Source organism: Sulfurimonas sp. (assembly GCF_026196735.1).
Classification (GTDB): Bacteria; Campylobacterota; Campylobacteria; order Campylobacterales; family Sulfurimonadaceae; genus Sulfurimonas.
This window is the reverse complement of sequence record NZ_JAPHUF010000005.1, coordinates 22,481-43,731: the sequence shown is the minus strand read 5'-3', so window position 1 is coordinate 43,731 and position 21,251 is coordinate 22,481. Positions and strand designations below refer to the sequence as shown.

Genomic DNA, 21,251 nt, shown 5'->3' with positions numbered 1-21,251 from the left:
ATATGAAGAGTAAAAAAGAAAAAGAAGAACAAGAAAAAAAAAAAGAAAATGCCAAAGAAGAAAAAAAGAAAAAAGATGATTTAAAAGAGCTAAAAAAAGATGATAAGAAAGAGAAATCATCTGCACCATCAAAAGAATTACAAGAACAAAAAATGAGTGACGCAGAAGAAGAGAAATGGCTTGGAGAGCTTAATAGTGAGAGCAATACATACATGTATCAACTTAATGACTCAAAACCTAAGAGAGAAAACTCAGATGAAAAACCATGGTAAGTATAGATATAAAGGAAAAAAATGAACAGATATTTTAAGCTACTATTTTTATTGATAATACCACATGTTATTTATGCAAGTGTTACAGCTAAAGTTGATTATAAGACTGTAGAACTTGGAGAAATGGTTACATACTCTTTAAACATATCAGGAGAAGATATCACAAGACCAAATATACAGAGGTTATGTGACACTGATGTTATATCTACAAGTTCTCAAACAAGCGTGCAGATAGTAAATGGAAATATTACAAAAAGTTACATCTTAAGCTATAAGTTTGTACCGCAAAAAAGTTGTACGATTGAACCAATAGAAGTAGATATAGGTGGGAAAACTGAGCTTAGTAATCCTGTAGAGATAGAAGTAAAACCAGTTACAGGTGCAAAAGACAAAAACTTTGAACTAACTCTCAGCACCGATAAAAAGGAGCTTTTTGTCGGCGAAACATTTGACTTGCTTTTGACATTTAAGCAAAAAATAGACTCGCAGGCAGTTGACAGTGAGTTTATCGCCCCCGAATTAAAGGGTTTTTGGATTAAAAACAAGTCTCAACCTATAAGCTCTAGAGATGGAGATTATACAGTAACAAAAGTTATCTATACTATGGCACCACAACGAGAAGGAAGCTTAAAAATTACAAAAGCTAAGATGAGAATAGCTTCAAGAAGCAATAGAGCAGATAGTTGGGGTTCATGGATACCAACAATTAGATGGAAAACTTACTTCTCAAATGAGTTGGATATAAATGTTAAGGCTCTTCCATCCGGAGTAACATTGGTGGGTGATTTTACCATAGAGGCAAAGGTTGACAAAAAAGAGATAAATGTAAATGAAGCCGTCAATGTTACCGTAGAAGTTACTGGAGTCGGTAATCTAGAGGATATAAAAACCTTCAAGCCATATATAGACGGAGTAAGCGTTTTTGATGAAAAGATTGCCATAGAGGACACTTTACTGACTCAAAAGATAGCTTTTGTAGCAGAGAGAGACTTTAAGATACCGGCATTTAGTTTGAAGTATTTTGACACAGAGACTAAAAAAATAAAAACCATCTCATCAAAAGAGATAGATATAAAAGTTAAAAATGCAAAAGTCAAAGAAGAGCTGACTATCAAGAGAGAAACGCCTCAAGCTAAAGTTGATGTATCTAGCGGTGAATTTGATAAGTTAACACTTGTTATTGCTTTTATAATCGGTTTGACATGTGGAATCTTAATCATGATGATAAAACCGCTCAAAAGACTTAAAAAAGAGAAGAAAAGTTCACTCAAGGAGCCAAAGGTGCTCCTAGTAAAACTGTTCCCTTTTAAAGATGATGAAGAGGTCAAAAATATTATAGATTTGTTGGAAAAGAGTATCTACTCTGGCCAGAAGCTCGAACTTGATAAAAAAGCTTTAAAAGAGATTTTGAAAAAATATAAAATAGACTAGTCTAAAATATCGTGAAGTCGTTTTCCGGCTTCAATGTTTTTATGCACCTCTTCCCAATTTTCTTCTTTGATATTTTGTTTAAGAAGTTTCAGTTCATCTTCAAAAAGCTCTATCGCTTCAAGCAGATTTGATTTGTTTTGTCTAAAGATATCTTCCCACATATTTGCAGAACTCTTTGCCAAACGGCTCATAGAACGAAAACCACCGGCTGCAAGGGCTAAAATGTTGTTTTTATTCTCTTGATTCATAACAGTGTTTGCTAAAGAGTAAGAGATGGCATGGGGCATATGAGATATAAAAGCAGCATGGCGATCGTGCTCAGATGCTTTCATGAAATACTTTTTCATTCCAAGAGCTTTAAATATTTTTTTAGAAACTTCTGTCTGTTTCTCTCCACTGTGCTCTAAATCACATAAAACTACAACTTGATTTTCATAAAGACCATCAACTGCAGCTGTTGGACCAAAGTTCTCTGTTCCGGTCATCGGATGGGCTGCGACAAAGTTTTTTCTTATAGCCAGTGGCACAGATGAAACAATTTTGGCTTTTGTACTTCCAAGGTCTATGATAGTTGTTTTCTCATTTACATCTGTTAAATTTTTAAGTGCTGATATAATCCCATCTACAGGAATAGCCAAAAAAATTACATCACAGTTTTTAAGTTCATCATACTCTACAATTTTATCGACTAAATTAAGCTCAATCGCCTGTTTTTGATGTATTTTGTTGTGGTCACTTCCAACAATAGTGCTGATAAAATCTAATCTTCTTAGACTCTTAGCAAGTGACCCGCCCATGAGTCCTAAACCGATTATTGCTACATTCATATCATACTCTCAAGTTAATTTATCAAATTATACAAAGTTTACTTAACATTAACCTCATAAAAGGTAAAATCTCTTTTAAATTTTAGAACTACGGGAAATAAATGAGAATATTTTTAGCAATCTTACTAACTCTAGCGGCAATAAACGCCTCAGCCTATACAATTAAATCTATTAAATATAACGGAATGGTTCATATATCAGAGTCAGTAGCGCTTAGAATGCTTAATTTTGATATTGGTGATACTATCGATGATAAAATTATTGATGAGTCTATAAAGACCTACTATAAACAGGGGTATTTTGAAGACGCTTGGGCTGAAGTAAAAGATGGGGAATTAACATTTTACTTTAAAGAGAAACCGCTTATATCACAGATAGAGCTAAAAGGTTGGAAAGAGGGTGATACAGAGGTAAAAGATGCCATCATCCAGATTAAAAGAGGTTCTTTGTATGATGAGAAAAAACTTGAAGCTGCAAAAAAAAGAATTATTGAAGCAATAAATCAAGATGCGAAAATAGACAGTGTTGTTGAGATTGAAAAAGAACTTTTGGAAAATGGAAGTTACAAAGTTACTTTTGTGGTTAATGAAGGCGAAGAGATTATAATTGAAAATCTACAATACAGTGGTTTGTCAGGGCTTGAGAGCGATGACTGGGATGACCTTATAGCAAATAAAGAGAGAGACTTTATGGGTTGGTTCTGGGGGCGCAATGATGGAAAGATGAGACTTAACGATTTAGCTTACGACCCTCTAAGAATCCGTGACTTATACATGCAGCATGGATATTTGGACTCTGAAGTTGATGCACCTTTTGTGAAAGTAAATTTTGACAACTATACAGCAGATATGAGTTACCAGATTGAAGAGGGTAATGTTTATACTATCAGTGCAATAACTATAAATCAAGCTAAACATGTAGTTGATGATGAGCTTATTAAAGAGCTGATAAAACTTGAGATAGGCGAACCTTTTAATGTTAAAACTTTTCGAGAGGATTCAGAGAGAATCAAAACTTTAATAGCAGATAAAAGTTATGCATTTGTTCAGGTTGTTCCAGACTTGAAAAAAGATAAAGAAAATCGTACGGTAGAAGTTGTATTTAAAGTTATGCCTGGGGAAAGAGTAAAAATAAGAAATGTAATCATCTCCGGAAACAGTAGAACATTAGATAGAGTTGTTAGAAGAGAGCTATATCTTGGGCCTGGAGATATGTACTCTTTAACAGACTTGACAGACTCTAGAAGTGCACTTGGGCGACTTGGTTTTTTTGACGCAAATACAATTGAAGAAAAAAGAGTTGACAACAATACGATGGACTTAATTGTAAAGGTAACTGAAGCTCCAACAGGAAATATTCAACTGGGCGGTGGATATGGAAGTTATGGAGGATTACTTGTAAGTGTTGCAGTTGATGATAGAAATATTTGGGGTTCAGGTATAAATGTAGGTGTAAAAGCTGAGAGATCTTCATTGACATCGAACTATTCATTCAATATATCAAATCCAAGACTTAACGATAGTGACTTTAGCGGTAACTTTTCAATTTATACATCAGACTATGAGTACAATGATTATACTACTATTTCAAATGGATTTACGACTGGACTGGGACATAGATTTACCAGATATATTAGTGGATACATAGGTTATGGTTATTCAAGCAATAGTTATGAATTTGATGATACAAATACAACACTTGATACATATTTCTTTGAGGATTATGCAAAAAGCTCTATTACTGTAAGTGTAAAGTATGATGATACTGATGACTATTATCTTCCTAGAAAAGGTATCAGTGCAAGTCAAAGTTTCGAGGTTTCCGGATTGGGTGGAGATGCAGAATTTTTTAAGAGTAGAACAACTTTTTCTGCATATAAAGGTTTAGCTTCATGGTTTGGATTTGATGTTATTGCCAGATATAAAGCTAGAATCAACTATGTAAAAGAGAATGGATATTTGCCGGTTGCTGAAAGATTTTATATGGGCGGTATCGGAAGCGTAAGAGGATATGAATCATACTCTTTATCACCAACAATTGTAAACACAGATGTGAATGCTACTGAAGACAGAAGAGTGGGTGGAGAACTCACAGCTTCAAATAGTTTTGAGCTCAGTTTTCCACTTGTCCCAAAAGCTAAAATGCGTATGGTTACATTCGTAGACTATGGCTATATAGGTGCTTCTGGTAATGAGCTAGAGAGTAGCAGCGGCACTACTACCCCATATATTGCAAATAATATAACCCGTGGTGGTTATGGTGTCGGGCTAGAGTGGTTCTCACCTGTTGGACCAATCCAGCTAATGTTCTCTCAACCACTTGGAGAAGAAGAGGATGATAAAACAGCAGTATTTGAGTTTACTATGGGACAGAGGTTCTAAAAAAAGGTAGTATTTTACTGCCTTTTACGACCTGAGACCATCCACTTTCCGTCAATTTTCTCTACTGCAAATGTAATCAATATTTCATTGTTATTTTGAATAACTGCTACTTCAGCATAGGCCTTGTTTTTAGACACATCGGTTATTTTTATATCTTTATAGCTTATATTTTTATACTTCTCTTTTAAACAGTCATTAGTTAGATTAATTTGATCTTTATAGTTTTTTTTATCAATACTGCAATCTTTTAGTGACTCAGACATTAACGATATACTCATAGTCTCAGCGGTATTGTTGGCAAGTTTTACCACATCGCCTTCTTTAAGCGCGTCATACATATTAGCAACGGCATCTTTTGGTGTGCTACTGCAGCCGATAAATAATATTGCAGGTAATGTTAATATACCTATTTTTGAAAAAGTCATAATCCTTCCTTGTGTTTAATTTAAAATAGTCCAATTAGAATCAGTTTGGGAGTATATTTTTAGTTTAGAAGTTACTGTGTCATACCATAGAGCACCGTTTATGGGAGTAGCCGGTTCAGATGCAGAGACTATAGCACTATTGTAACCGCGTGTTTCTGTACTAATCTCAGAACTACCATAAAGTTTAAAATGGTTCAGTTCTCCAAGACCAATTTCAAGCATTATATCATCACCTTGTGCAGTGCTATGATTAGAATCTGTGCTAAGTATCATATCCTCACCATAGCTGATTAAACGACCTGCAATATTGTTGTTTGGTGATATGGAAGTATTTGTATCTGAATAATTTCCGTCCACAACATTGGGTATTCCAAGGTCTATAGTAGAGTAGTATATTAATTTGCCCCAAGCATCTGTACCAACACCAATGCTAACAGGCAGAGTATTGTTCGCATCCTCTTTGGGTAATTCAAAATATGAGTCAGAATCAGGGTCTGTGGCTAGGCTGATTAACCTGCTTCGAACAATTTCTAGAATTGTTTTAGTGTTTTGCTGCTTTAATATATCTGATTGGATACTTGTGTAATAGTTCATCATGGTAAAAGCACCGGCTACAATACCTGTAATGATAATAGCTATCATAGCTTCAACTAAAAAATAACCACTACGCATTAGTTGAAAACTCCTGTTTTTGAAGCATCTATAAAGCCTTTTTGTATGATTATTTGTGTTAAAACAATTGTGTAATACTCAATAAATACTGCAAAAGCCATTAAGAAAATCGATAGTATGGTGATTAGACGAAAAAACTTTGTACTCAGTTTTAACGCATCAGTTCTAGCTCTGTCGCTTATTTCTAGCATAACAGAACCAATCTGTTTAGATGTACCAACACCTGAAAGAAGGCCTTGTTCCAAATCATCATACAAATCAGGATGCAAAGTGAATTTACCATCATGTTTTATAATATCTAAAGTGCTTCTAATAGCTTTTTTAAACTTCTTAACAGTTGTAGTGGGTATAGCTGAATTCATGGCTTTTTGAAAGGATATTCCGCTTTGCAGCATCTCTCCAAGCATACTAAAAAGCATAAATTTTTCAAACTTCATTACAATAGATGATGTAAAAGGAAGAATTAATGCCAATTGTTTGGCACCTGCTTGCATGGTTCTTGATTGACTAAATAGTGCAGCCAGTAAAATAAAAAAATAACTAGCTATTAGGACAAGACTGATGAACAGTATATCCGTCATTAACTGTGCTAACTCTAAGTGGTCAGCTACTAAATCTTTTACTATTTGATTGTAGCTGGCAACTTCAGCCATTTGATATGGAACAGCAAAAAACTTCACCCCAAGTACAATTAGTGATGCGATACCGAAGTAGATGATTGGAAGAGTGGTTTTTGCATTTGATTCTCTCTCAAACTCATCTTTTACTTCAATATAGTGAATAATTTTTTCTAAGGCAATGCGAAAATTAGCACCTTTTTCAGCAAGGTTTATAAAGTTTATGACATCTAATGAAGCTATTTTATGTTGAAATAGTGCTTTAGAGAAACTATAGCCATTTTTTATATCATCATAGATTTTAGTATATATTTTTTTTTCTTGTTTTGTTTTTGCAGTGTTGGCGAGTAAATTCATAGCACTAGATATGCTCTTACCGTTTTTAATAGTAAAATGCAGGGTCTTTAGCATGGTATAGGCATCAATCTTCATCTACATATCCAAGTGAAAAGAGCTCTGATTTAAGCGTTTCGTAGTCACATAATCCTTTATTATATAGATATTGTGCTGATTGGTAATAACTAAATGTTATAAGATTATCCCAAGCTTGCAAAACTGAGCTGTTTTTAAGTGCCATATAAAATGTATATCTTGTTTTCATGTCCGGTGGTATAAATACGATGTCAGTAAGCAACGCTCTACTGTAATAGCCGGTAAAATTACACTTAATGCATCCATTTTTTTCAAATCCCATAACATCTGATTTAAAATACTCTTGTCCGTTCTTTTGCGTAGATTCTTTTTTGCACTCACACAGTTTTGGCACAAGTCTTTGAGCAACTACACCGCTTAATGAGTAGGCTAATATAAAAAGGTCTCCGCCTTCATCTCGAATACGCTCTAGTGCCATGTAGGCATTTGTTGTATGAAGGGTAGAAAATACCATATGCCCACTATGAGAAGCCTTTAGAGCAATTTGAATACTTAGTTTATCCCTCATCTCTCCAATAACAATAACATCTGGATCCTGACGCATTATAGACTTCATAGCCGTATCAAAGTTAAATCCAACAGCTTCGTTTACTTGATATTGCGTAATAAAATCAATCTTGTACTCAATTGGATCTTCAACTGTGTATATTACTTCATGTAACCTGTCTCTTTGCGTTAGTATGGCATTTAATGTTGTTGTTTTACCGCTACCGGTTGGTCCAACTGCAAGAAAGAAACCATTTTTTTCATTTACAAAACGAAAAAGATGTTCACCCATGGGATGGTCTTTTGGAAAAAGTTGTTCAAGAGATTTTAAATTATTTGATTTATCAAGAATACGAACAACAATATTCTCACCAAAAATTGATGGTGCGATTTCTATACGAAAATCTACTACACCATTATCAAATTCTTCTGTAAATCCTCCACTTTGCGGGGATTTTACATCTATGAGATCTATGCGTGATTTTTCTTTTAAAATCAATGAGAACCTTTGTGCCAGTTCTTTGTTTAGAAGATGTTTTGCTTGAATTATGCCATTTTGTCTATATCTTAACCAAGAAAATTCTTCGTAGGCATTTATATGAATATCACTTACACTGTTTTTAATAGCATGTTTTAATATCATTCTTAAAAGAGCTAGTATCTCTGTATCATCCGAGTCAAATGCATTAAACTGTTTTATTTTCTTTTCAATAATATCCGGGTCTATGCTAAGAATAAGATCAAATTTTTCGTTAAATTCTCGTACTGGAATTGTTTTTTGAATTACATTTTTTTGTAGCAGCTCTTTTAGTTCTTTTAATCTGTTTGGACCAAGAAGTTCTTTGCTTTCAATGTAAAAACTGTTTTCATTTTCGTCGGCAATTATTATTTCATATTTTTTAAGCAGTTCTAGAGAGTGAGGGTTGTTTTTTTCTTTCTTTTTAATAAAATTATGTTCAATAGCTATTTGTAATATATTTTTATTAATGCCTATACGCTGGTAATATGATTTTTCTTCTTTACATACTTCTATTTGTTTTGGCGTTAATATTTTTTTTAAATTCATATTATTTTTTTGGTTCATATTATTTTTTAAATAATTATACCATTATAATTAACGAGATAGATAAAAGTTTAAAAAAGCTGTTGTAGCATCGTGAGTAAGTTCGTATTGATTTGGAGAGTATGTAGTATTTAACTCTAGTAAAACTTCATCATTTACTGAGTTTATAGCGGTAGTTGTGGAGAAGTAAAATTCACTGCCGTTTTGTGTAGCTGTATAAGCTGTAAAATTATCGAGTGCAGGAGGTATAAAACTGCCTTTGCCGCCATCTAGTTGATATGGGGTTGTCGTATTACATTCTAGGGTACTTAAAAGAGTGCCAGAAGCTAGTGAACCGTTACTTTGAATTGGGAAAACATTACTATGCTCTTTACATTGTAAAATTACCGATGTAATAATATTAAAGTGAGATTGAAGCTGAGTTTTGACATTTTGTTTGGATATTGAATCAATGTCTAGATAAAAAGATGCAGTGTATGCCATAACCCCCGCAAGGGCTATAGCAAGTAATAGTTCAAGCAGTGAAAACGCTTGACGCAATTATTGAATCTTTGTTAAGAATACTAACTGCTGACCAGAATCAGCTGTACCAGTATCAGAATCCCAACAGAAGAAAGTATTGTTAGCTAATTCAGCTGATGCATTGATATCAGCACCTAAGCCAGCTTCAACAACATCATAACTTAATGCACCGTTAGAAGCGATGTTATTAAGAGCATTACAGTAGTCTTGTCTGTCAGAACCTACCGCTGTACCATTCAAATCATAAGTAAGAAATTGTTCATTCAGTGTTGTACCACCCTGAGTTTGAATAAAAGTACTATCAATATCTACAGTATTAGTTGATACGAACCAACCTTGATCAGACATATCCGGAATTGTTGCAGGTATAGATGTAATAATTCTTTGTGCTACAAGTAGACCTAAACCGTTGTTAGCATCTGCTGGATCTGCAACAGATGAGTTAGCATCTACACCAGTTTTAACAGCGTATAACTCTAAGCCATTTTTCAGCTGTGCAGCTTGATCAAGTAAAATTGCAACTTTAATCTGTTTTGCAGCAAGTGCTGTACTATAGTAGTTTTTGTAGTAAGTAAAACCAACTGACGATAAAATACCTAGCAAGATAATTGCAACTAACATCTCCATTAAAGAGATACCTTTTCTCATTCCTTTATGACTTACAGTCATGTTACTTCCTTGTTTCATGTTTAATTCCTTTTTTTTGTAAGTTAACCTGTATATCGGCAACTGCTATTTTAACTTTAATAAGTACGGCCTAATTTTTATTAAAAACCCAAAGTTATCTTCAGTGCACTCCTTTCCAATACAAGTTGTATTCAAATTTACTTCATCGTTTTTCACGATATCTAGTAGTCTTTTTAGTAATATATACGAAAAGCTATTATGAATAGCTCCACGAATTACTATAATATTGTTTTCTATTTCAGCAATAGCGTCAATATTTAGTTCAAGTATAATCTGATTATACTCAACAATCTTCTCCTCCAATTCAGTGGGATTAGCGTACTGCACTATGGGCTTTCCTGCAATACGCTTTAAATCGTACAGTGACTTTACATCTGTTTTTACAAGTTTGTCTTTATAAATTATGTCTAAGTAAAAGAAATAGCTTGAGACACTTATAGTGACTAGTATAAGAATAAAAAGGATGATTAGGTTATATTGTTTCATAACAGTATTGCACCTCACCTTTTATGATATCTTTATGGTTTATTTTAATATTTTTAGGAAGCATACCTACAAATGTTTCAACCTGTGGAGTCTCTATCTTGACACATATATTGTTTTTACTATATGTAATTTGTGATAGTCTTGACTCAGTAGCTTTTGTTAATTTTTCAATACCTTCGATAGCCTCAACCATATCAACTTTTTTTATAATTTTTTCAGATTTTTTAAACTCATTTTTTACAATATTTTTATATTGTTTTTCTAAAGAGTCCTTATTTCCTTTATTGATTTGTGTATCTTGCATATAATAAAAACCACTATAAAAGATAGTAGTTGTCAATAAAATCGTAAATCCTAAGGATATAAATCCAGCCTTTGCTCTACGATTATTTTCATCTAAATTAAAGGAGACAAGTTTTACACCATCAGCGTTATCAACAAATACTGTCTCGTAACCTCGTTCCTGCGCAAACTCTTTTGGTTTGTCTAAAATATAATCTATGATTCGTCTGTATTCACATACAACACCGACATACTTATAATCAAGCTCAAAAACTATTACTGTGCGGCTCTCACATTCTGAAACTTTTTTTAGAATGTTTTCTTGTATGATTTTGTCTTTGGGTAAAAAAGCTATGAAGTTTATACATGTGGGAGATTTTCTAACAGATATTTTCATAGCAGGAGAGTCAAGATCATGTCTTGCTAATTCATATACACTATTTCTTATCTCGCTAGAGTTGTTAGTAGTTTCAATACATCCTGCTGTAAATATTGCCATCTTATGCCATCACTTCATTACATACTTGATAACTCTTGGAGTTACAATGATAACCATTTCACTTTTGGACATAGAAGTGTATTCACTGCCACCTAAAATACGCGCATCAGTTTGAGCTAAGCCAGGTATTCCTTTATATCCTTTGTCTTTTTTGTGTCTAAAAAGACCGGATATAACAATAGGTACTCCCGGCTGAACTCTTATGTTGTTTGTAATAGTCTTAGTGCGCACTTTTGGTTGAGCATAAGATGTATCTCCAACACTAAAGTCACTATAACCTACAATATCATTAACCACTAAGTTGATGTCTGTTATAACGGTTCCATCCATTATATTTGAGTTTAGTGTTATTTGTAAACCACTCTGTGCAGTTGCATTTTGAGTAGTTGTCTGTATGCCTGTGTCTCCAACTGCAGTTGAAGTTAAACCTGATATGTATTGTTCTGATTCACCATCAATAAGTGTTACATCTGTTCCGGCAATACCAAGCAGTTTTGGTTTTTGAATACTCTCAACAGTTCCAAATTTAGTTAGTGCTTCTCCTATCATTGATGCAGAAAAATATTCGTTGTTTAGCAAAGTTCCAAATACTGCAGATGTAGCTACAGTACCGGCTGCTCCAAATGATGAAGAAGTCTGAGAAGTAAACTCTAAGTCTTTAGCACCGGTTGGAACAAGACTCCAGTCAATGCCAAGGCTATAGTTATCATTAAGGTCTACATCATAAATAGCTATATCATACTCTATGACATAAAGGTTGTTTCTAAGTATTGTAAGATATTTCATAATATCTTGATACTCTTTTTCTCTTGCAGAAAATGTAACTGTAGATGTAACAGAGTCTTGAACAACATTGAGTGCGCCAAGAGTTGTTAATGTATTTTTCATCTGTTCAGCCAACTCAGTGATAGATGGTATCTTTAAAGTCACAGTTTTAACATACCCAAGATAATAAGTTCCATCATCATAATTGATACTAAGTTTATCACCTACAGTTTTCTTTAGTAGTTTTCCAAATCCAATATTTGATGCTGATAAGAAAACATTAGCTGTACCCGTATCTTGATTTCCAACTTCTAGGTTATTGTCATGTGATTGATTATTATTGTTATTATTATTATAGTTATAAGTTCTAACACTATTTGTACGCAGACCAGTATTGTTGTTATTATAATTATTATTGCTGATTTGGTTAGAATCATTTTGAGATTGAGTTTGAAAAATAATATCTTGATCCGTTGCTTCACTAAGAAGTGCAATTACATCATCTAGTGGTGCACCCAAAATTTTAATACGCTTTATCTGCTCATTGTCAGGTATTATATTTTTAGTAACTTTGAAGTTTTCAGCACTAACTTCTATTGTTTTTATTGCTGATTCTTGTGGCACTTTTTTTGTTAAGTCATCAAATTCTTTTTTTAACTCTTTTTTGAGTACTTCTTTTTTATAATCATTAGAACAACCGTGTATAAATAAAGCTACTATTAAAAAAATAAATAGAGTAGATTTACCTAGCATTATTATACTCCGTATTTCTATCTGGTAATTTAGAGCTAAAGTATATTGTTTGTGGAGTGTTATAACCGTCTTTTAAAACTATATAATTACTTGAAAGTTTAACAACCTTTACTACTTGTTCTCCAATGTATACAGAGTCTTTTTGTTTTAAGACTATATTTTTACCTTTTATATTTACCAATGCAAATTTACCTTTGTTGCTTTCAATAAACCCAAAATAACTTATTTTTATATCAGTTCTTTTTGGTTTTGGCTTAGGTTCTTTATAAATTATTTTTACTTCTGGTTCTTTTTGTTTTGGTACACTGGTGTCGCTAAAGAAAGGGTTATATGCAGCATAAATAAATGTCGGTAATATAAAAAATATTACAAATGTTTGACGCATTTATAAAACCTTTCTAGATGAATTGTCTTATATAAGCATATACTGTGCCAATATTATTACAGGATTAATTAAATAAAAAATATTAAGATAAGAATTTTATAGAGAAGCTTTTTGTTGAATCTAGTTTCTTTACGCTATCTTTTGCTAAATAGAGATTGTCTTTTGATGTTACCGTGAGTTCATTGTTTTTAAAGCTAAGAGTAAAGTTGATATTTCTAGGTCTATGACTCAATAGAGCGATGCTAAGAGATAATATATTGCTAAGATAATTTAGTTGCTGAGTGTTTGGAAGCAATTCTTTGTATTTTTGTATATGTGATGATGAGGGAAGTTTTCTTCCTGCATACTTTACCAGTGTAGCAATAAGGGTAATTTGTTTGTGAGTAAAACCAAACTCTAATACATTTTGAATAAGATGGTAACTATGTTTATACTGTGAGTAAAAATGTGTATTGCTGCCGCTCATGCATAGTTTAGATGCAATTGCCAGCTCATAGCGATGTGTTTTATCTATATCAAACGCTTCATAAGTCATATCAAAAAGTGATTTTGCAACTTTATTTAGTTGGTTTGAGTAAGCAGTATTATCTACATGTGAATCAAGTATATATCTTACCGATGTGTTATAGTTTGCAGGGAGTTTGTCTTTTGAATTTCTAAGTAAATCCGATAAGAACACTCCTTCTCTGACGCCCACACCGCTTGTTATAAGGTTTTTGATTTCAAATTTATTTAAAATCCTATCTAATATCAAAGCACCAGGTTTTATAACATCAAATCTATCTTTTTTGATTCCCAACTTTTTTAATTGATCTTCATCAGAGTCTAAAATTTGTTTCAAAAACTCACTAAACTCTTTATAGTTAGATTCATAAGCGTGTAGTTTTTTTATCGGGTAGTTGCTGCTGCTTATCAATGCAGATGAGATAGCTCTAAATGTTCCACCGATTCCAACAATACTTAAGGCATGAATAGAGTCTAATTTTAAAAGCTGAGTATCTATGTACTCTTTAGCACCATCTAAGTCATTATTATCAAAAAAAAGTTCTTTTAATCTTACTGTTCCCAAATTGAGAGAGATATTATTATCGATATTTTTTTTGTTAATAAGTGAAAACTCAGTTGATCCGCCACCAATATCAATACTCAGAGCATTATTTTGTTCCGGTAGAAGATTAGCACAGGCGATGGCTCCAAGATAAGACTCTCTTTGTCCGTCTATTACTTTTATATTAAGGCCGAGAGAATTTCTGACCCTAAGAATAAAATCTTTTTTATTGGGGGCATCTCTAAGTGCTGAAGTGGCAACGCATAGAGTTTTTCTAGCTTTGTATGATGTTATTATTGATAGGAAGTTTTCAAGGGCATCAAAAGTTCTTTGCATAGCAATTTCTTGAAGATTGCCACCATTTTGATAAGCATTTTCAGATAGCCTAACTCTGCTTTTGCTCTCGTGGAGTATATGAAATGCAAATCGAGAAGTTCTCTCATAGACGACCATTCTAACAGAGTTAGAACCTATGTCTATGACTGCTACTCGCTTTGCCAAAATTTATTCTTCTTCTTGTAGGTGCTTATATTTAAATTGGAGTTCAGCAATTGATTCTACATTGTCTTTATCTGGAATAATACAATCAACAGGACATACAGAAATACATGCCGGTTCGTCATAGATACTAACGCATTCTATACATCTGTCTGGATCTATATAGTAAACTGGGTCTCCCTCTTCAATAGCTAAAGTAGGGCACTCTTCGCGACATGCATCACACGCAATACATTCATCATTTATTAGTAAAGCCATTAAAATACCTTATAGTTATTAGTTGGTTTTTAATATATTTTTTAATATATATTATATGTGCCCGATTTATATCAGAATAAAGCTTTATTATTTTTTAAATTATCTTATTTGTTTAACTTCTTGGTAATATACAAGAAAGTTTAGAGTTTAAGTTAAGAGAAGCAACAGTTCCTTTGATGCCATCAGTTCTGTTTTTTATACTTATTTTTGCACCTAAAGCATCTGCTGCGCTTTTAGCTAAAAAAAGTCCCAAGCCGACACCTTGTTTATTTCCTTGTCTTTTAAATGGAGCAAAAAGGTCAACACTCTCATCTACGCCACATCCTTCATCGATGACTTCTATAAGAAGTCCATAGCTGTTTTGTGAGCTTTTAAGTGTTACACGGCCATCTTTGGGAGTAAATTTTAAGGAGTTTTGTAAAAAGTTTTGAACTATTTGATTTAGTAAACTAACCTGAAGTATGGCCATAAATCCAGAAGGTTCAAAACTCATGTGAAGTTCTTTTCCTTCATTTGCAGCAAGGAGCTTAAAATCATCTGCTTTTTCACGGAGAACTTTTATTATATCTACTTCAGTCGGTTTTTCAAGTTGTGCGCCCTCTTGACGACCTATATTGAGTATATTTGATACTACAATATTCATCTCATCAATTGTTTTGTTTGTGATGTTTATTGCTTCTATGTACTCTTCAGGAGATCTTTTTTTTATCAATGTAACTTGGTTTTTTAGTTTTATTACCGCAAGAGGAGTTTTAAGCTCATGTGCTGTACCGATAAAGAGCTCTTTTTGGTATTTAACAAAGTTTTGTATTCTTGCTATAAGGTGGTTTATAGTTTCTCCTAGAGGCTCAAACTCTTCGGGAAGTTTCTCAACTTTTATCGGTTTCATTAAATGTTCATTCATATTGGATAATTTTTTGCTTAGTGTTTTAACAGGAGATACAAGCATTTTAGATAAACCAATCGCATAAATAATTACAAGTAAGAAACCGGCTATATTTATGATAAAAAGGTAGTTAAGTATTTTTTCTAATAATTTTTTGGTGCCTGTTATTTCTTTTGTTATTTTTAGATAACTCAACTCATCTAAATTAAATGGATATACAATTGTAAGGTGAGTTTTTTCATCTTTTGTTGTCTCATATAAATCACCGCTTTGGTGAATTTTTTTAAGATATATGATTTCAACATTTACACCTAAGTATATTTCAGGAGATACTATGCCTGAACCGTATATAGATTCATTTTGTGCAATATTTTTAGCAAAACTCAAAAGTTCTTGATGTTTTTCTTCAAAGATAGAGCGTTCAATGTAAAAATAAAGAAGAGATGAAAATATAAATATTAATGAAGCTGAAGCAAATATAAGCTGGATTAAAAAGCTTTGTCTAATACTTCTTGTTGAAAATGAGAACATTATTTAACCTATAAAACAAATATTTGAAAGTATAGCTAATTTAAAATAAAAAAGTTTTTGATGGATAAGAGGAGATAAGGGATTACTCCCTTATTGGGAATAATCTAGTTAATTTCTTTTGGAAAACAAAAACGGTAACCACGACGACGAACAGTCTCGATAGTAGTGATTCCTAATGGTTTATCCATTTTTTGACGAATTTGGTTAATAGCTACCTCAATAACATTTGGAGTAACTAGTTCAGGCTCTTCCCAGATTGCATCAAGAAGTTGCTCTTTAGAAACGATTTGGTCACGGTGACGAGCTAAGTGAGTAAGAACTTCAAAAGGTTTACCTTTAAGTTCTATATCTTGCTCTTTATAAGTGATTTTTTCTTCTTCTGGATTGATTATTAAATCTTCGATTTCAATGATGTTGCTTCCACCAAAACGAAGACGAGCGTCAAGACGAGCAACTAGAACATCAAAGTCGAATGGTTTTCTGATATAGTCATCAGCACCACTTCTTAGAGCTTCGATTTCACTCTCGTTATCATCTCTAGCAGATAGAACAACTACAACAGTTTTAGGAGTATTAGTTTTAATGTCACCAATAATATCAACTGAATTTCCGTCTGGAAGCATCCAGTCCATTAGTACTAAATCGTAGTTACGAATGTCTAGGTAGTATTCTCCATCTTTTAGGGTCTCTACTACATCACTTTGATAACCAAACTCTTTTAGTCCTTCAGCAAGCATTTTGTTTAATGTTACTTCATCTTCTATAATAAGAATACGCATTTATTATGTCCTATATGTAAATATTTGGCGGAATGATATCATAATTTTAGCTAACTTTAAAGAAAAATTCAATTTTTTTTAATAAATTTTTAACTTACAATTAAGATTGGGAATTGTAGCGATTGCTTACACTTACCTTGCAGTCGAGTAAAATGGAAGGTTTTGTTATCTTTAAATCGAGGCTTTTTATGGACGGATATGCTTTAGTTAACTTTAAATTTAGGTTATCTAAAGCATTTTCAATGAGCAAAAACTCACTTTTTATCATATTTTCTTTAATAATTTCCACGATATCAGCATAATTTATGAAGCCGTTTTCATTGTTATAATCAATTGTCAGATTTACAATAACATCCTGTGGTTTTAGTCTTTCAAAATCTAAAATTCCAATAATGCACTGAAACTTTAAATCTTCTACATGTATAATCATAATAATTACTAAACCACTCTTTTTTCTTCACCTTTGACAAGGCGGATAATATTTGGAATATGTTTATAAAAAAGAATAAAACCTATTATAATAACAGGAGCATGAGCCATATCCGGATGAATAACAAAACTTGCAATTATAAGTGCTCCAAGTGCAGTAAGTGATGAAAGTGAAGAGATACGGATAACTTTAGCACCGACAGCCCATACAACAAGAGCAATAATAGTCTCAAAAGGAAGCATAAACATCATTACACCCATGCCTGTTGCAACACCTTTTCCACCTTCAAAGTTCAAGTAAGGTGAAAAACAGTGACCTAAAACAGCTAAAACTGCTATGCCCCAGAGTGTAGCTTCACTCAGCCCGACAAAATATGCAACAGTTAAAACTGCTATACCTTTCATGGCGTCTAATGCCAAAGTCGCAGCGCCTAGTTTTTTTGCCAGTGCCGGGTCAGTTTCTTTTACAACTCTTAAGACATTCGTCGCACCAATACTTCCAGAGCCGCTAGCCTTTACATCTACTCCGGCAAATTTTTTAGCTAAAAGCAGACCAAAAGGAATACCGCCTACAAGATAGGCAGCTATAAAAAACTGAACATTTGTGTTAAATAAAAAATCCATTTATTACCTTGTGAAATATTTGTGATATTCTACCTTTTATATGGTTACAAGCATATAAAATATAAATTATTTCAGTTATACATGTCAAAATAAATAATCTAATTTTTTATTTTTGCTATAATAACGCGACTAATAAATACAAGGATATTTTTTTGCAGCTTACAACTGAACAATTAAAAGAAAAAATTAACGAATACAAAAAAAAGTTGGATGTAACAGTTGTTGCACACTTTTACCAAAGAGACGAAGTTTTTGAGGTTGGCGACATTACAGGAGACTCACTTGAATTAGCACAAAAAACAATGGCTGATGACTCTAAGTTTGTCGTATTTTGCGGTGTAGGATTTATGGGACAAAGTGTTAAAGTTCTCTCACCTCATAAACGCGTAGTTATGCCAAAAGTTGCGTGTTGTGCAATGGCGACTATGATTGACGGTGTTCAGTTTGATAAATCTGTAAAAGCACTTAATGAAGCTGGCATAACAAACGAGAATATTTTACCGATTACATACATAAATTCAAATGCAGAAGTAAAAGCAAAAGTGGCTGAAATGGGCGGTATGGTCTGTACAAGTTCAAATGCCAAAAAAATTATTACAACAGCTCTAAAAGAGGGCAAAAAGATTCTTTTTGTTCCGGACAGATGTTTAGGGCAAAATATTGCAAATCAAATGGGACTTAAGTCTAGCGTTCTCGGCGATGGCACAAACCCGGCTGATGCTGATATCATCTGTTTTAACGGTTTTTGTTCTGTTCATCAGCTTTTTACAGTAGATGACATAAAGTTTTATCGTAAAAAATTTCCGGGTATTTTGATAGCTGTTCATCCTGAGTGCGACCCTGCCATCTGTGCAGCATCAGACTTTGTCGGTTCCACTTCTCAGCTTATTAGGTACATCAAAGGGTTGCCAGAAGACCAAAAAGTTGCCGTTGGAACAGAGTTTAATCTTGTTAATCGTCTTCGTCCAAAAAATACTTATGTTCTCTCTTCTACAAAACCGGAGTGTCCGACTATGAATGAGACAACTTTGCAAGATGTTTATGACATATTAAAATCCATTGATGAGGACGAGCCTCTAAATGAAATACAAATAGATGAACATACTCAAAAGTGGGCAAAAATTGCATTAGATAGAATGCTGGCGTTATGATAGAAAGTTTTGTAAAAGATACTCTGGCTCAGGATGTCGGTCGTGGCGATTTGTATGCATTGGTTGAGCCAAGTGTAGATGCTAAGGCCGACATTATTGCAAAGAGCGATGGTATATTTGCCGGGCAAAAATATGTAGATGTTTTAGCCGAGTTGGAAGGCTTTGAAGTTGTTTGGGGCAAAAAAGACGGTGAAGCTTTTAAAGAGCATGACATCTTAGCAATCATTCGCGGTGATTCTCATACAGTTCTTAAAATCGAGAGAACACTTTTAAATATGGTTCTTCATGCTAGTTCTATCGCGACACTTACAAAAAAATATGCACAAATTGTAGAGCCTTATGGTGTTAAACTTTTAGATACCAGAAAAACAAGACCTCTTTTAAGAGTATTTGAGAAGTACGCTACTAGATGCGGCGGTGCGGTCAACCACCGTATGGGTCTTGATGATTCATTGATGATAAAAGATACTCATCTAAAAACTATTAAAGATTTAAAGAGCTATATTACTAAAGCAAGAGAGCAGATTCCTTTTACTTCAAAAATAGAAGTTGAAGCAGAAACTTTCAAAATGGCAAAAGAGGCTTTTGCTTCCGGCTGTGATATAGTAATGTGCGATAATATGACTCCAAGTCAAATTGAAGAAATTGTAGCTTATAGGGATGAAAATTTTTCACATGTACTTGTAGAAGCTAGTGGAAATATATCACTTGAAACTATAGAGTCTTATGCTAAAAGTGGAGTTGATGCAATAAGCTGCGGTTCTCTTATCCATCAAGCAAATTGGATTGATATATCGATGAAAATGTCATAGGATAAATTCTTATGGCTGACGATCAGGAAAAAACCGAAGATTACACTGTTTTGAACGAAAAAGAAACTCGTCTCTTTTTCTACGCTAAAGCCGCTATGGCTACTTATAATGGAGAATGCCATTGGTTAGCATTCCCAAAAGTAAAATCTTTTCAAGATTTAATTGTGTTCTTCTAGGAGATTTTGATGGCAGATGATCAGGAAAAAACCGAAGAACCCACCCCCAAAAAGATAGAGGATGCCAGAAAAGAAGGCAATGTTCCCAAATCCCAAGACACTTCTGGAGTAATAACTCTTTTTGTTGCAATTTTATCTTTTTTATTACTCTTTCCATATATGAGTTCTCATATGGTTTTTCTGTTTAAATATTACTTCTCACTTATAGGCATGCATCTTGATAAAGCATTGATGATTGATATAGCCCTAATCACCGTCAGAGAATTCTTGTTTATTATAATGCCTTTGACAATAGCAGTAGCTATTGCAGGTGTTGTTGCTGCTTTAGCTCAATTTGGGTTTCTTTTTACGACAAAAGCAATTGTGCCTGATTTTAAAAAAATAGACCCAATAAAGGGCTCTAAAAATCTTTTTTCAATGAAAAAGATTATAGAGGGAGTAAAGGTAACCTTTAAATCTTTTACAACTCTAGGGATTGGTTTCGTATTTTTCTTTATTTTTATTATAGAGCTTCCAACAGTGGCTCTTTTTGGTCTTGGTGATCAGCTAGATTGGCTCAAAGATAAAATGTTGATAATTGCTTTTGTTATGCTTTTGATTATTTTTGTTTTTGCGATGATAGATATTGTAATAGTGCGAAAACAGTATTTTGATGGACTAAAAATGAGTAAGCAAGAGATTAAAGATGAGATGAAGAACATGGATGGAGATCCGATGATAAAAGCCAAAATTCGTCAAATTCAAATGGAATCATCAAGAAAAAGAATGATGTCTGAAGTTCCAAATGCAGATGTTGTTATAACAAATCCAACTCACTACGCCGTGGCTATAAAATACGATGAAGCAAAATCACATGCTCCGATTGTTGTAGCAAAAGGTATGGATAATATCGCTCAACAAATTAAAAAAATTGCTCGCGAAAACAATGTACATGTAGTTCAAAATCCTCCATTAGCTAGAAGTCTGTACGCTCAGGTAGATATAGACAAACCAATACCTAATGAACTTTTTGCTGCTGTAGCAGAAGTATTGGCTTATGTTTATAAAATGAATAAAAAATAGTATATAATCTCG

23 protein-coding genes and 1 pseudogene are annotated in these 21,251 nt (G+C 33.3%); 7 read left to right on the top strand and 17 right to left on the bottom strand.

Going from position 1 to position 21,251, the window contains the following annotated elements:
* Positions 1 to 272, top strand: a pseudogene (locus OQK60_RS03240) (VWA domain-containing protein); the annotation flags it as partial.
* Positions 273 to 293: 21 nt separating this feature from the next.
* On the top strand, positions 294 to 1,703 hold the full coding sequence (locus tag OQK60_RS03235; protein WP_297684019.1) for a BatD family protein: 1,410 nt from the start codon (positions 294 to 296) through the stop codon (positions 1,701 to 1,703).
* On the opposite strand, the gene OQK60_RS03230 is transcribed toward OQK60_RS03235, so the two are convergent.
* Complete coding sequence (locus OQK60_RS03230) at positions 1,700 to 2,530, bottom strand: prephenate dehydrogenase (protein ID WP_297684017.1); 831 nt, start codon at positions 2,528 to 2,530, stop codon at positions 1,700 to 1,702. The two genes, OQK60_RS03235 and OQK60_RS03230, sit on opposite strands and share 4 nt — an antisense overlap.
* 101 nt (positions 2,531 to 2,631) lie before the next feature.
* On the opposite strand from OQK60_RS03230, the gene bamA reads away from it, so the two are divergent.
* Entirely contained in the window at positions 2,632 to 4,911 is a 2,280-nt protein-coding gene (bamA, locus tag OQK60_RS03225) for an outer membrane protein assembly factor BamA (RefSeq protein ID WP_297684015.1), read from the top strand.
* Positions 4,912 to 4,925: 14 nt separating this feature from the next.
* Here the strand turns inward: bamA and OQK60_RS03220 are convergent, their stop codons facing one another.
* The 16 genes from OQK60_RS03220 to plsY all read right to left on the bottom strand — a co-directional run bounded on the left by OQK60_RS03220 (position 4,926) and on the right by plsY (position 18,038).
* Positions 4,926 to 5,336 carry a DUF4878 domain-containing protein gene (locus OQK60_RS03220; protein ID WP_297684013.1) on the bottom strand — a complete coding sequence of 137 codons (411 nt, stop codon included), beginning with the start codon at positions 5,334 to 5,336 and terminating at the stop codon, positions 4,926 to 4,928.
* A gap of 15 nt (positions 5,337 to 5,351) precedes the next feature.
* Entirely contained in the window at positions 5,352 to 6,008 is a 657-nt protein-coding gene (locus OQK60_RS03215; protein ID WP_297684011.1) for a hypothetical protein, read from the bottom strand.
* Positions 6,008 to 7,057, bottom strand: coding sequence for a type II secretion system F family protein (locus tag OQK60_RS03210; protein WP_297684009.1), 1,050 nt, complete (start codon positions 7,055 to 7,057; stop codon positions 6,008 to 6,010). The genes OQK60_RS03215 and OQK60_RS03210 overlap by 1 nt, the downstream gene beginning before the upstream one ends.
* Entirely contained in the window at positions 7,047 to 8,609 is a 1,563-nt protein-coding gene (locus OQK60_RS03205) for an ATPase, T2SS/T4P/T4SS family (protein ID WP_297684007.1), read from the bottom strand. Before OQK60_RS03205 ends, OQK60_RS03210 begins: the two co-directional genes overlap by 11 nt.
* Positions 8,610 to 8,657: 48 nt before the next feature.
* A complete protein-coding gene (locus tag OQK60_RS03200; protein ID WP_297684005.1) occupies positions 8,658 to 9,146 on the bottom strand; it encodes a prepilin-type N-terminal cleavage/methylation domain-containing protein in 489 nt (162 codons plus the stop codon).
* Positions 9,147 to 9,815, bottom strand: a complete 669-nt coding sequence (locus tag OQK60_RS03195; protein ID WP_297684003.1) for a prepilin-type N-terminal cleavage/methylation domain-containing protein — start codon at positions 9,813 to 9,815, stop codon at positions 9,147 to 9,149.
* Between the two features lie 45 nt (positions 9,816 to 9,860).
* Positions 9,861 to 10,301, bottom strand: coding sequence for a hypothetical protein (locus OQK60_RS03190; protein ID WP_297684001.1), 441 nt, complete (start codon positions 10,299 to 10,301; stop codon positions 9,861 to 9,863).
* Positions 10,288 to 11,082 (bottom strand): hypothetical protein, encoded by a 795-nt coding sequence (locus tag OQK60_RS03185; protein ID WP_297683999.1) that lies wholly within the window; start codon positions 11,080 to 11,082, stop codon positions 10,288 to 10,290. The genes OQK60_RS03190 and OQK60_RS03185 overlap by 14 nt, the downstream gene beginning before the upstream one ends.
* Positions 11,083 to 11,091: 9 nt before the next feature.
* Complete coding sequence (locus tag OQK60_RS03180; RefSeq protein WP_297683997.1) at positions 11,092 to 12,600, bottom strand: hypothetical protein; 1,509 nt, start codon at positions 12,598 to 12,600, stop codon at positions 11,092 to 11,094.
* The gene (locus OQK60_RS03175; RefSeq protein WP_297683995.1) at positions 12,590 to 12,985 is read right to left on the bottom strand and encodes a hypothetical protein; all 396 of its coding nucleotides are present in this window, start codon (positions 12,983 to 12,985) and stop codon (positions 12,590 to 12,592) included. The genes OQK60_RS03180 and OQK60_RS03175 overlap by 11 nt, the downstream gene beginning before the upstream one ends.
* Positions 12,986 to 13,067: 82 nt before the next feature.
* A complete protein-coding gene (locus OQK60_RS03170) occupies positions 13,068 to 14,534 on the bottom strand; it encodes a Ppx/GppA phosphatase family protein (protein WP_297683993.1) in 1,467 nt (488 codons plus the stop codon).
* Positions 14,535 to 14,537: 3 nt separating this feature from the next.
* Positions 14,538 to 14,789 carry a YfhL family 4Fe-4S dicluster ferredoxin gene (locus OQK60_RS03165; RefSeq protein WP_297683992.1) on the bottom strand — a complete coding sequence of 84 codons (252 nt, stop codon included), beginning with the start codon at positions 14,787 to 14,789 and terminating at the stop codon, positions 14,538 to 14,540.
* 112 nt (positions 14,790 to 14,901) lie between these two features.
* Positions 14,902 to 16,206, bottom strand: coding sequence for a HAMP domain-containing sensor histidine kinase (locus OQK60_RS03160; RefSeq protein WP_297683990.1), 1,305 nt, complete (start codon positions 16,204 to 16,206; stop codon positions 14,902 to 14,904).
* Between the two features lie 104 nt (positions 16,207 to 16,310).
* On the bottom strand, positions 16,311 to 16,985 hold the full coding sequence (hsrA, locus tag OQK60_RS03155; RefSeq protein ID WP_297683988.1) for a homeostatic response regulator transcription factor HsrA: 675 nt from the start codon (positions 16,983 to 16,985) through the stop codon (positions 16,311 to 16,313).
* Positions 16,986 to 17,085: 100 nt separating this feature from the next.
* The gene (locus OQK60_RS03150) at positions 17,086 to 17,415 is read right to left on the bottom strand and encodes a dihydroneopterin aldolase (protein WP_297683986.1); all 330 of its coding nucleotides are present in this window, start codon (positions 17,413 to 17,415) and stop codon (positions 17,086 to 17,088) included.
* Between the two features lie 8 nt (positions 17,416 to 17,423).
* Positions 17,424 to 18,038, bottom strand: a complete 615-nt coding sequence (plsY, locus tag OQK60_RS03145) for a glycerol-3-phosphate 1-O-acyltransferase PlsY (RefSeq protein ID WP_297683984.1) — start codon at positions 18,036 to 18,038, stop codon at positions 17,424 to 17,426.
* 152 nt (positions 18,039 to 18,190) lie between these two features.
* On the opposite strand from plsY, the gene nadA reads away from it, so the two are divergent.
* From nadA to flhB, 4 genes are read left to right on the top strand one after another with little or no spacing between them, the layout of a single operon-like run.
* A complete protein-coding gene (gene nadA, locus OQK60_RS03140; protein WP_297683982.1) occupies positions 18,191 to 19,189 on the top strand; it encodes a quinolinate synthase NadA in 999 nt (332 codons plus the stop codon).
* On the top strand, positions 19,186 to 20,001 hold the full coding sequence (gene nadC, locus OQK60_RS03135; RefSeq protein WP_297683980.1) for a carboxylating nicotinate-nucleotide diphosphorylase: 816 nt from the start codon (positions 19,186 to 19,188) through the stop codon (positions 19,999 to 20,001). Before nadA ends, nadC begins: the two co-directional genes overlap by 4 nt.
* A gap of 11 nt (positions 20,002 to 20,012) precedes the next feature.
* Complete coding sequence (locus OQK60_RS03130) at positions 20,013 to 20,177, top strand: hypothetical protein (RefSeq protein ID WP_297683978.1); 165 nt, start codon at positions 20,013 to 20,015, stop codon at positions 20,175 to 20,177.
* 9 nt (positions 20,178 to 20,186) lie between these two features.
* Complete coding sequence (flhB, locus tag OQK60_RS03125; protein WP_297683976.1) at positions 20,187 to 21,239, top strand: flagellar biosynthesis protein FlhB; 1,053 nt, start codon at positions 20,187 to 20,189, stop codon at positions 21,237 to 21,239.
* Positions 21,240 to 21,251 lie beyond the last annotated feature (12 nt).

Bases quoted from the DNA above. Each gene is read 5' to 3' on its own strand.
- OQK60_RS03130 (WP_297683978.1), top strand. From the start codon at position 20,013: ATGGCTGACGATCAGGAAAAAACCGAAGATTACACTGTTTTGAACGAA.
- OQK60_RS03175 (WP_297683995.1), bottom strand. From the start codon at position 12,985: ATGCGTCAAACATTTGTAATATTTTTTATATTACCGACATTTATTTAT.
- OQK60_RS03205 (WP_297684007.1), bottom strand. From the start codon at position 8,609: ATGAATTTAAAAAAAATATTAACGCCAAAACAAATAGAAGTATGTAAA.
- OQK60_RS03150 (WP_297683986.1), bottom strand. From the start codon at position 17,415: ATGATTATACATGTAGAAGATTTAAAGTTTCAGTGCATTATTGGAATT.
- OQK60_RS03185 (WP_297683999.1), bottom strand. From the start codon at position 11,082: ATGGCAATATTTACAGCAGGATGTATTGAAACTACTAACAACTCTAGC.
- hsrA (WP_297683988.1), bottom strand. From the start codon at position 16,985: ATGCGTATTCTTATTATAGAAGATGAAGTAACATTAAACAAAATGCTT.
- OQK60_RS03220 (WP_297684013.1), bottom strand. From the start codon at position 5,336: ATGACTTTTTCAAAAATAGGTATATTAACATTACCTGCAATATTATTT.
- OQK60_RS03210 (WP_297684009.1), bottom strand. From the start codon at position 7,057: ATGAAGATTGATGCCTATACCATGCTAAAGACCCTGCATTTTACTATT.
- OQK60_RS03165 (WP_297683992.1), bottom strand. From the start codon at position 14,789: ATGGCTTTACTAATAAATGATGAATGTATTGCGTGTGATGCATGTCGC.
- OQK60_RS03235 (WP_297684019.1), top strand. From the start codon at position 294: ATGAACAGATATTTTAAGCTACTATTTTTATTGATAATACCACATGTT.
- OQK60_RS03195 (WP_297684003.1), bottom strand. From the start codon at position 9,815: ATGAAACAAGGAAGTAACATGACTGTAAGTCATAAAGGAATGAGAAAA.
- OQK60_RS03215 (WP_297684011.1), bottom strand. From the start codon at position 6,008: ATGCGTAGTGGTTATTTTTTAGTTGAAGCTATGATAGCTATTATCATT.
- nadC (WP_297683980.1), top strand. From the start codon at position 19,186: ATGATAGAAAGTTTTGTAAAAGATACTCTGGCTCAGGATGTCGGTCGT.
- plsY (WP_297683984.1), bottom strand. From the start codon at position 18,038: ATGGATTTTTTATTTAACACAAATGTTCAGTTTTTTATAGCTGCCTAT.
- OQK60_RS03160 (WP_297683990.1), bottom strand. From the start codon at position 16,206: ATGTTCTCATTTTCAACAAGAAGTATTAGACAAAGCTTTTTAATCCAG.
- bamA (WP_297684015.1), top strand. From the start codon at position 2,632: ATGAGAATATTTTTAGCAATCTTACTAACTCTAGCGGCAATAAACGCC.
- flhB (WP_297683976.1), top strand. From the start codon at position 20,187: ATGGCAGATGATCAGGAAAAAACCGAAGAACCCACCCCCAAAAAGATA.
- OQK60_RS03190 (WP_297684001.1), bottom strand. From the start codon at position 10,301: ATGAAACAATATAACCTAATCATCCTTTTTATTCTTATACTAGTCACT.
- OQK60_RS03230 (WP_297684017.1), bottom strand. From the start codon at position 2,530: ATGAATGTAGCAATAATCGGTTTAGGACTCATGGGCGGGTCACTTGCT.
- OQK60_RS03180 (WP_297683997.1), bottom strand. From the start codon at position 12,600: ATGCTAGGTAAATCTACTCTATTTATTTTTTTAATAGTAGCTTTATTT.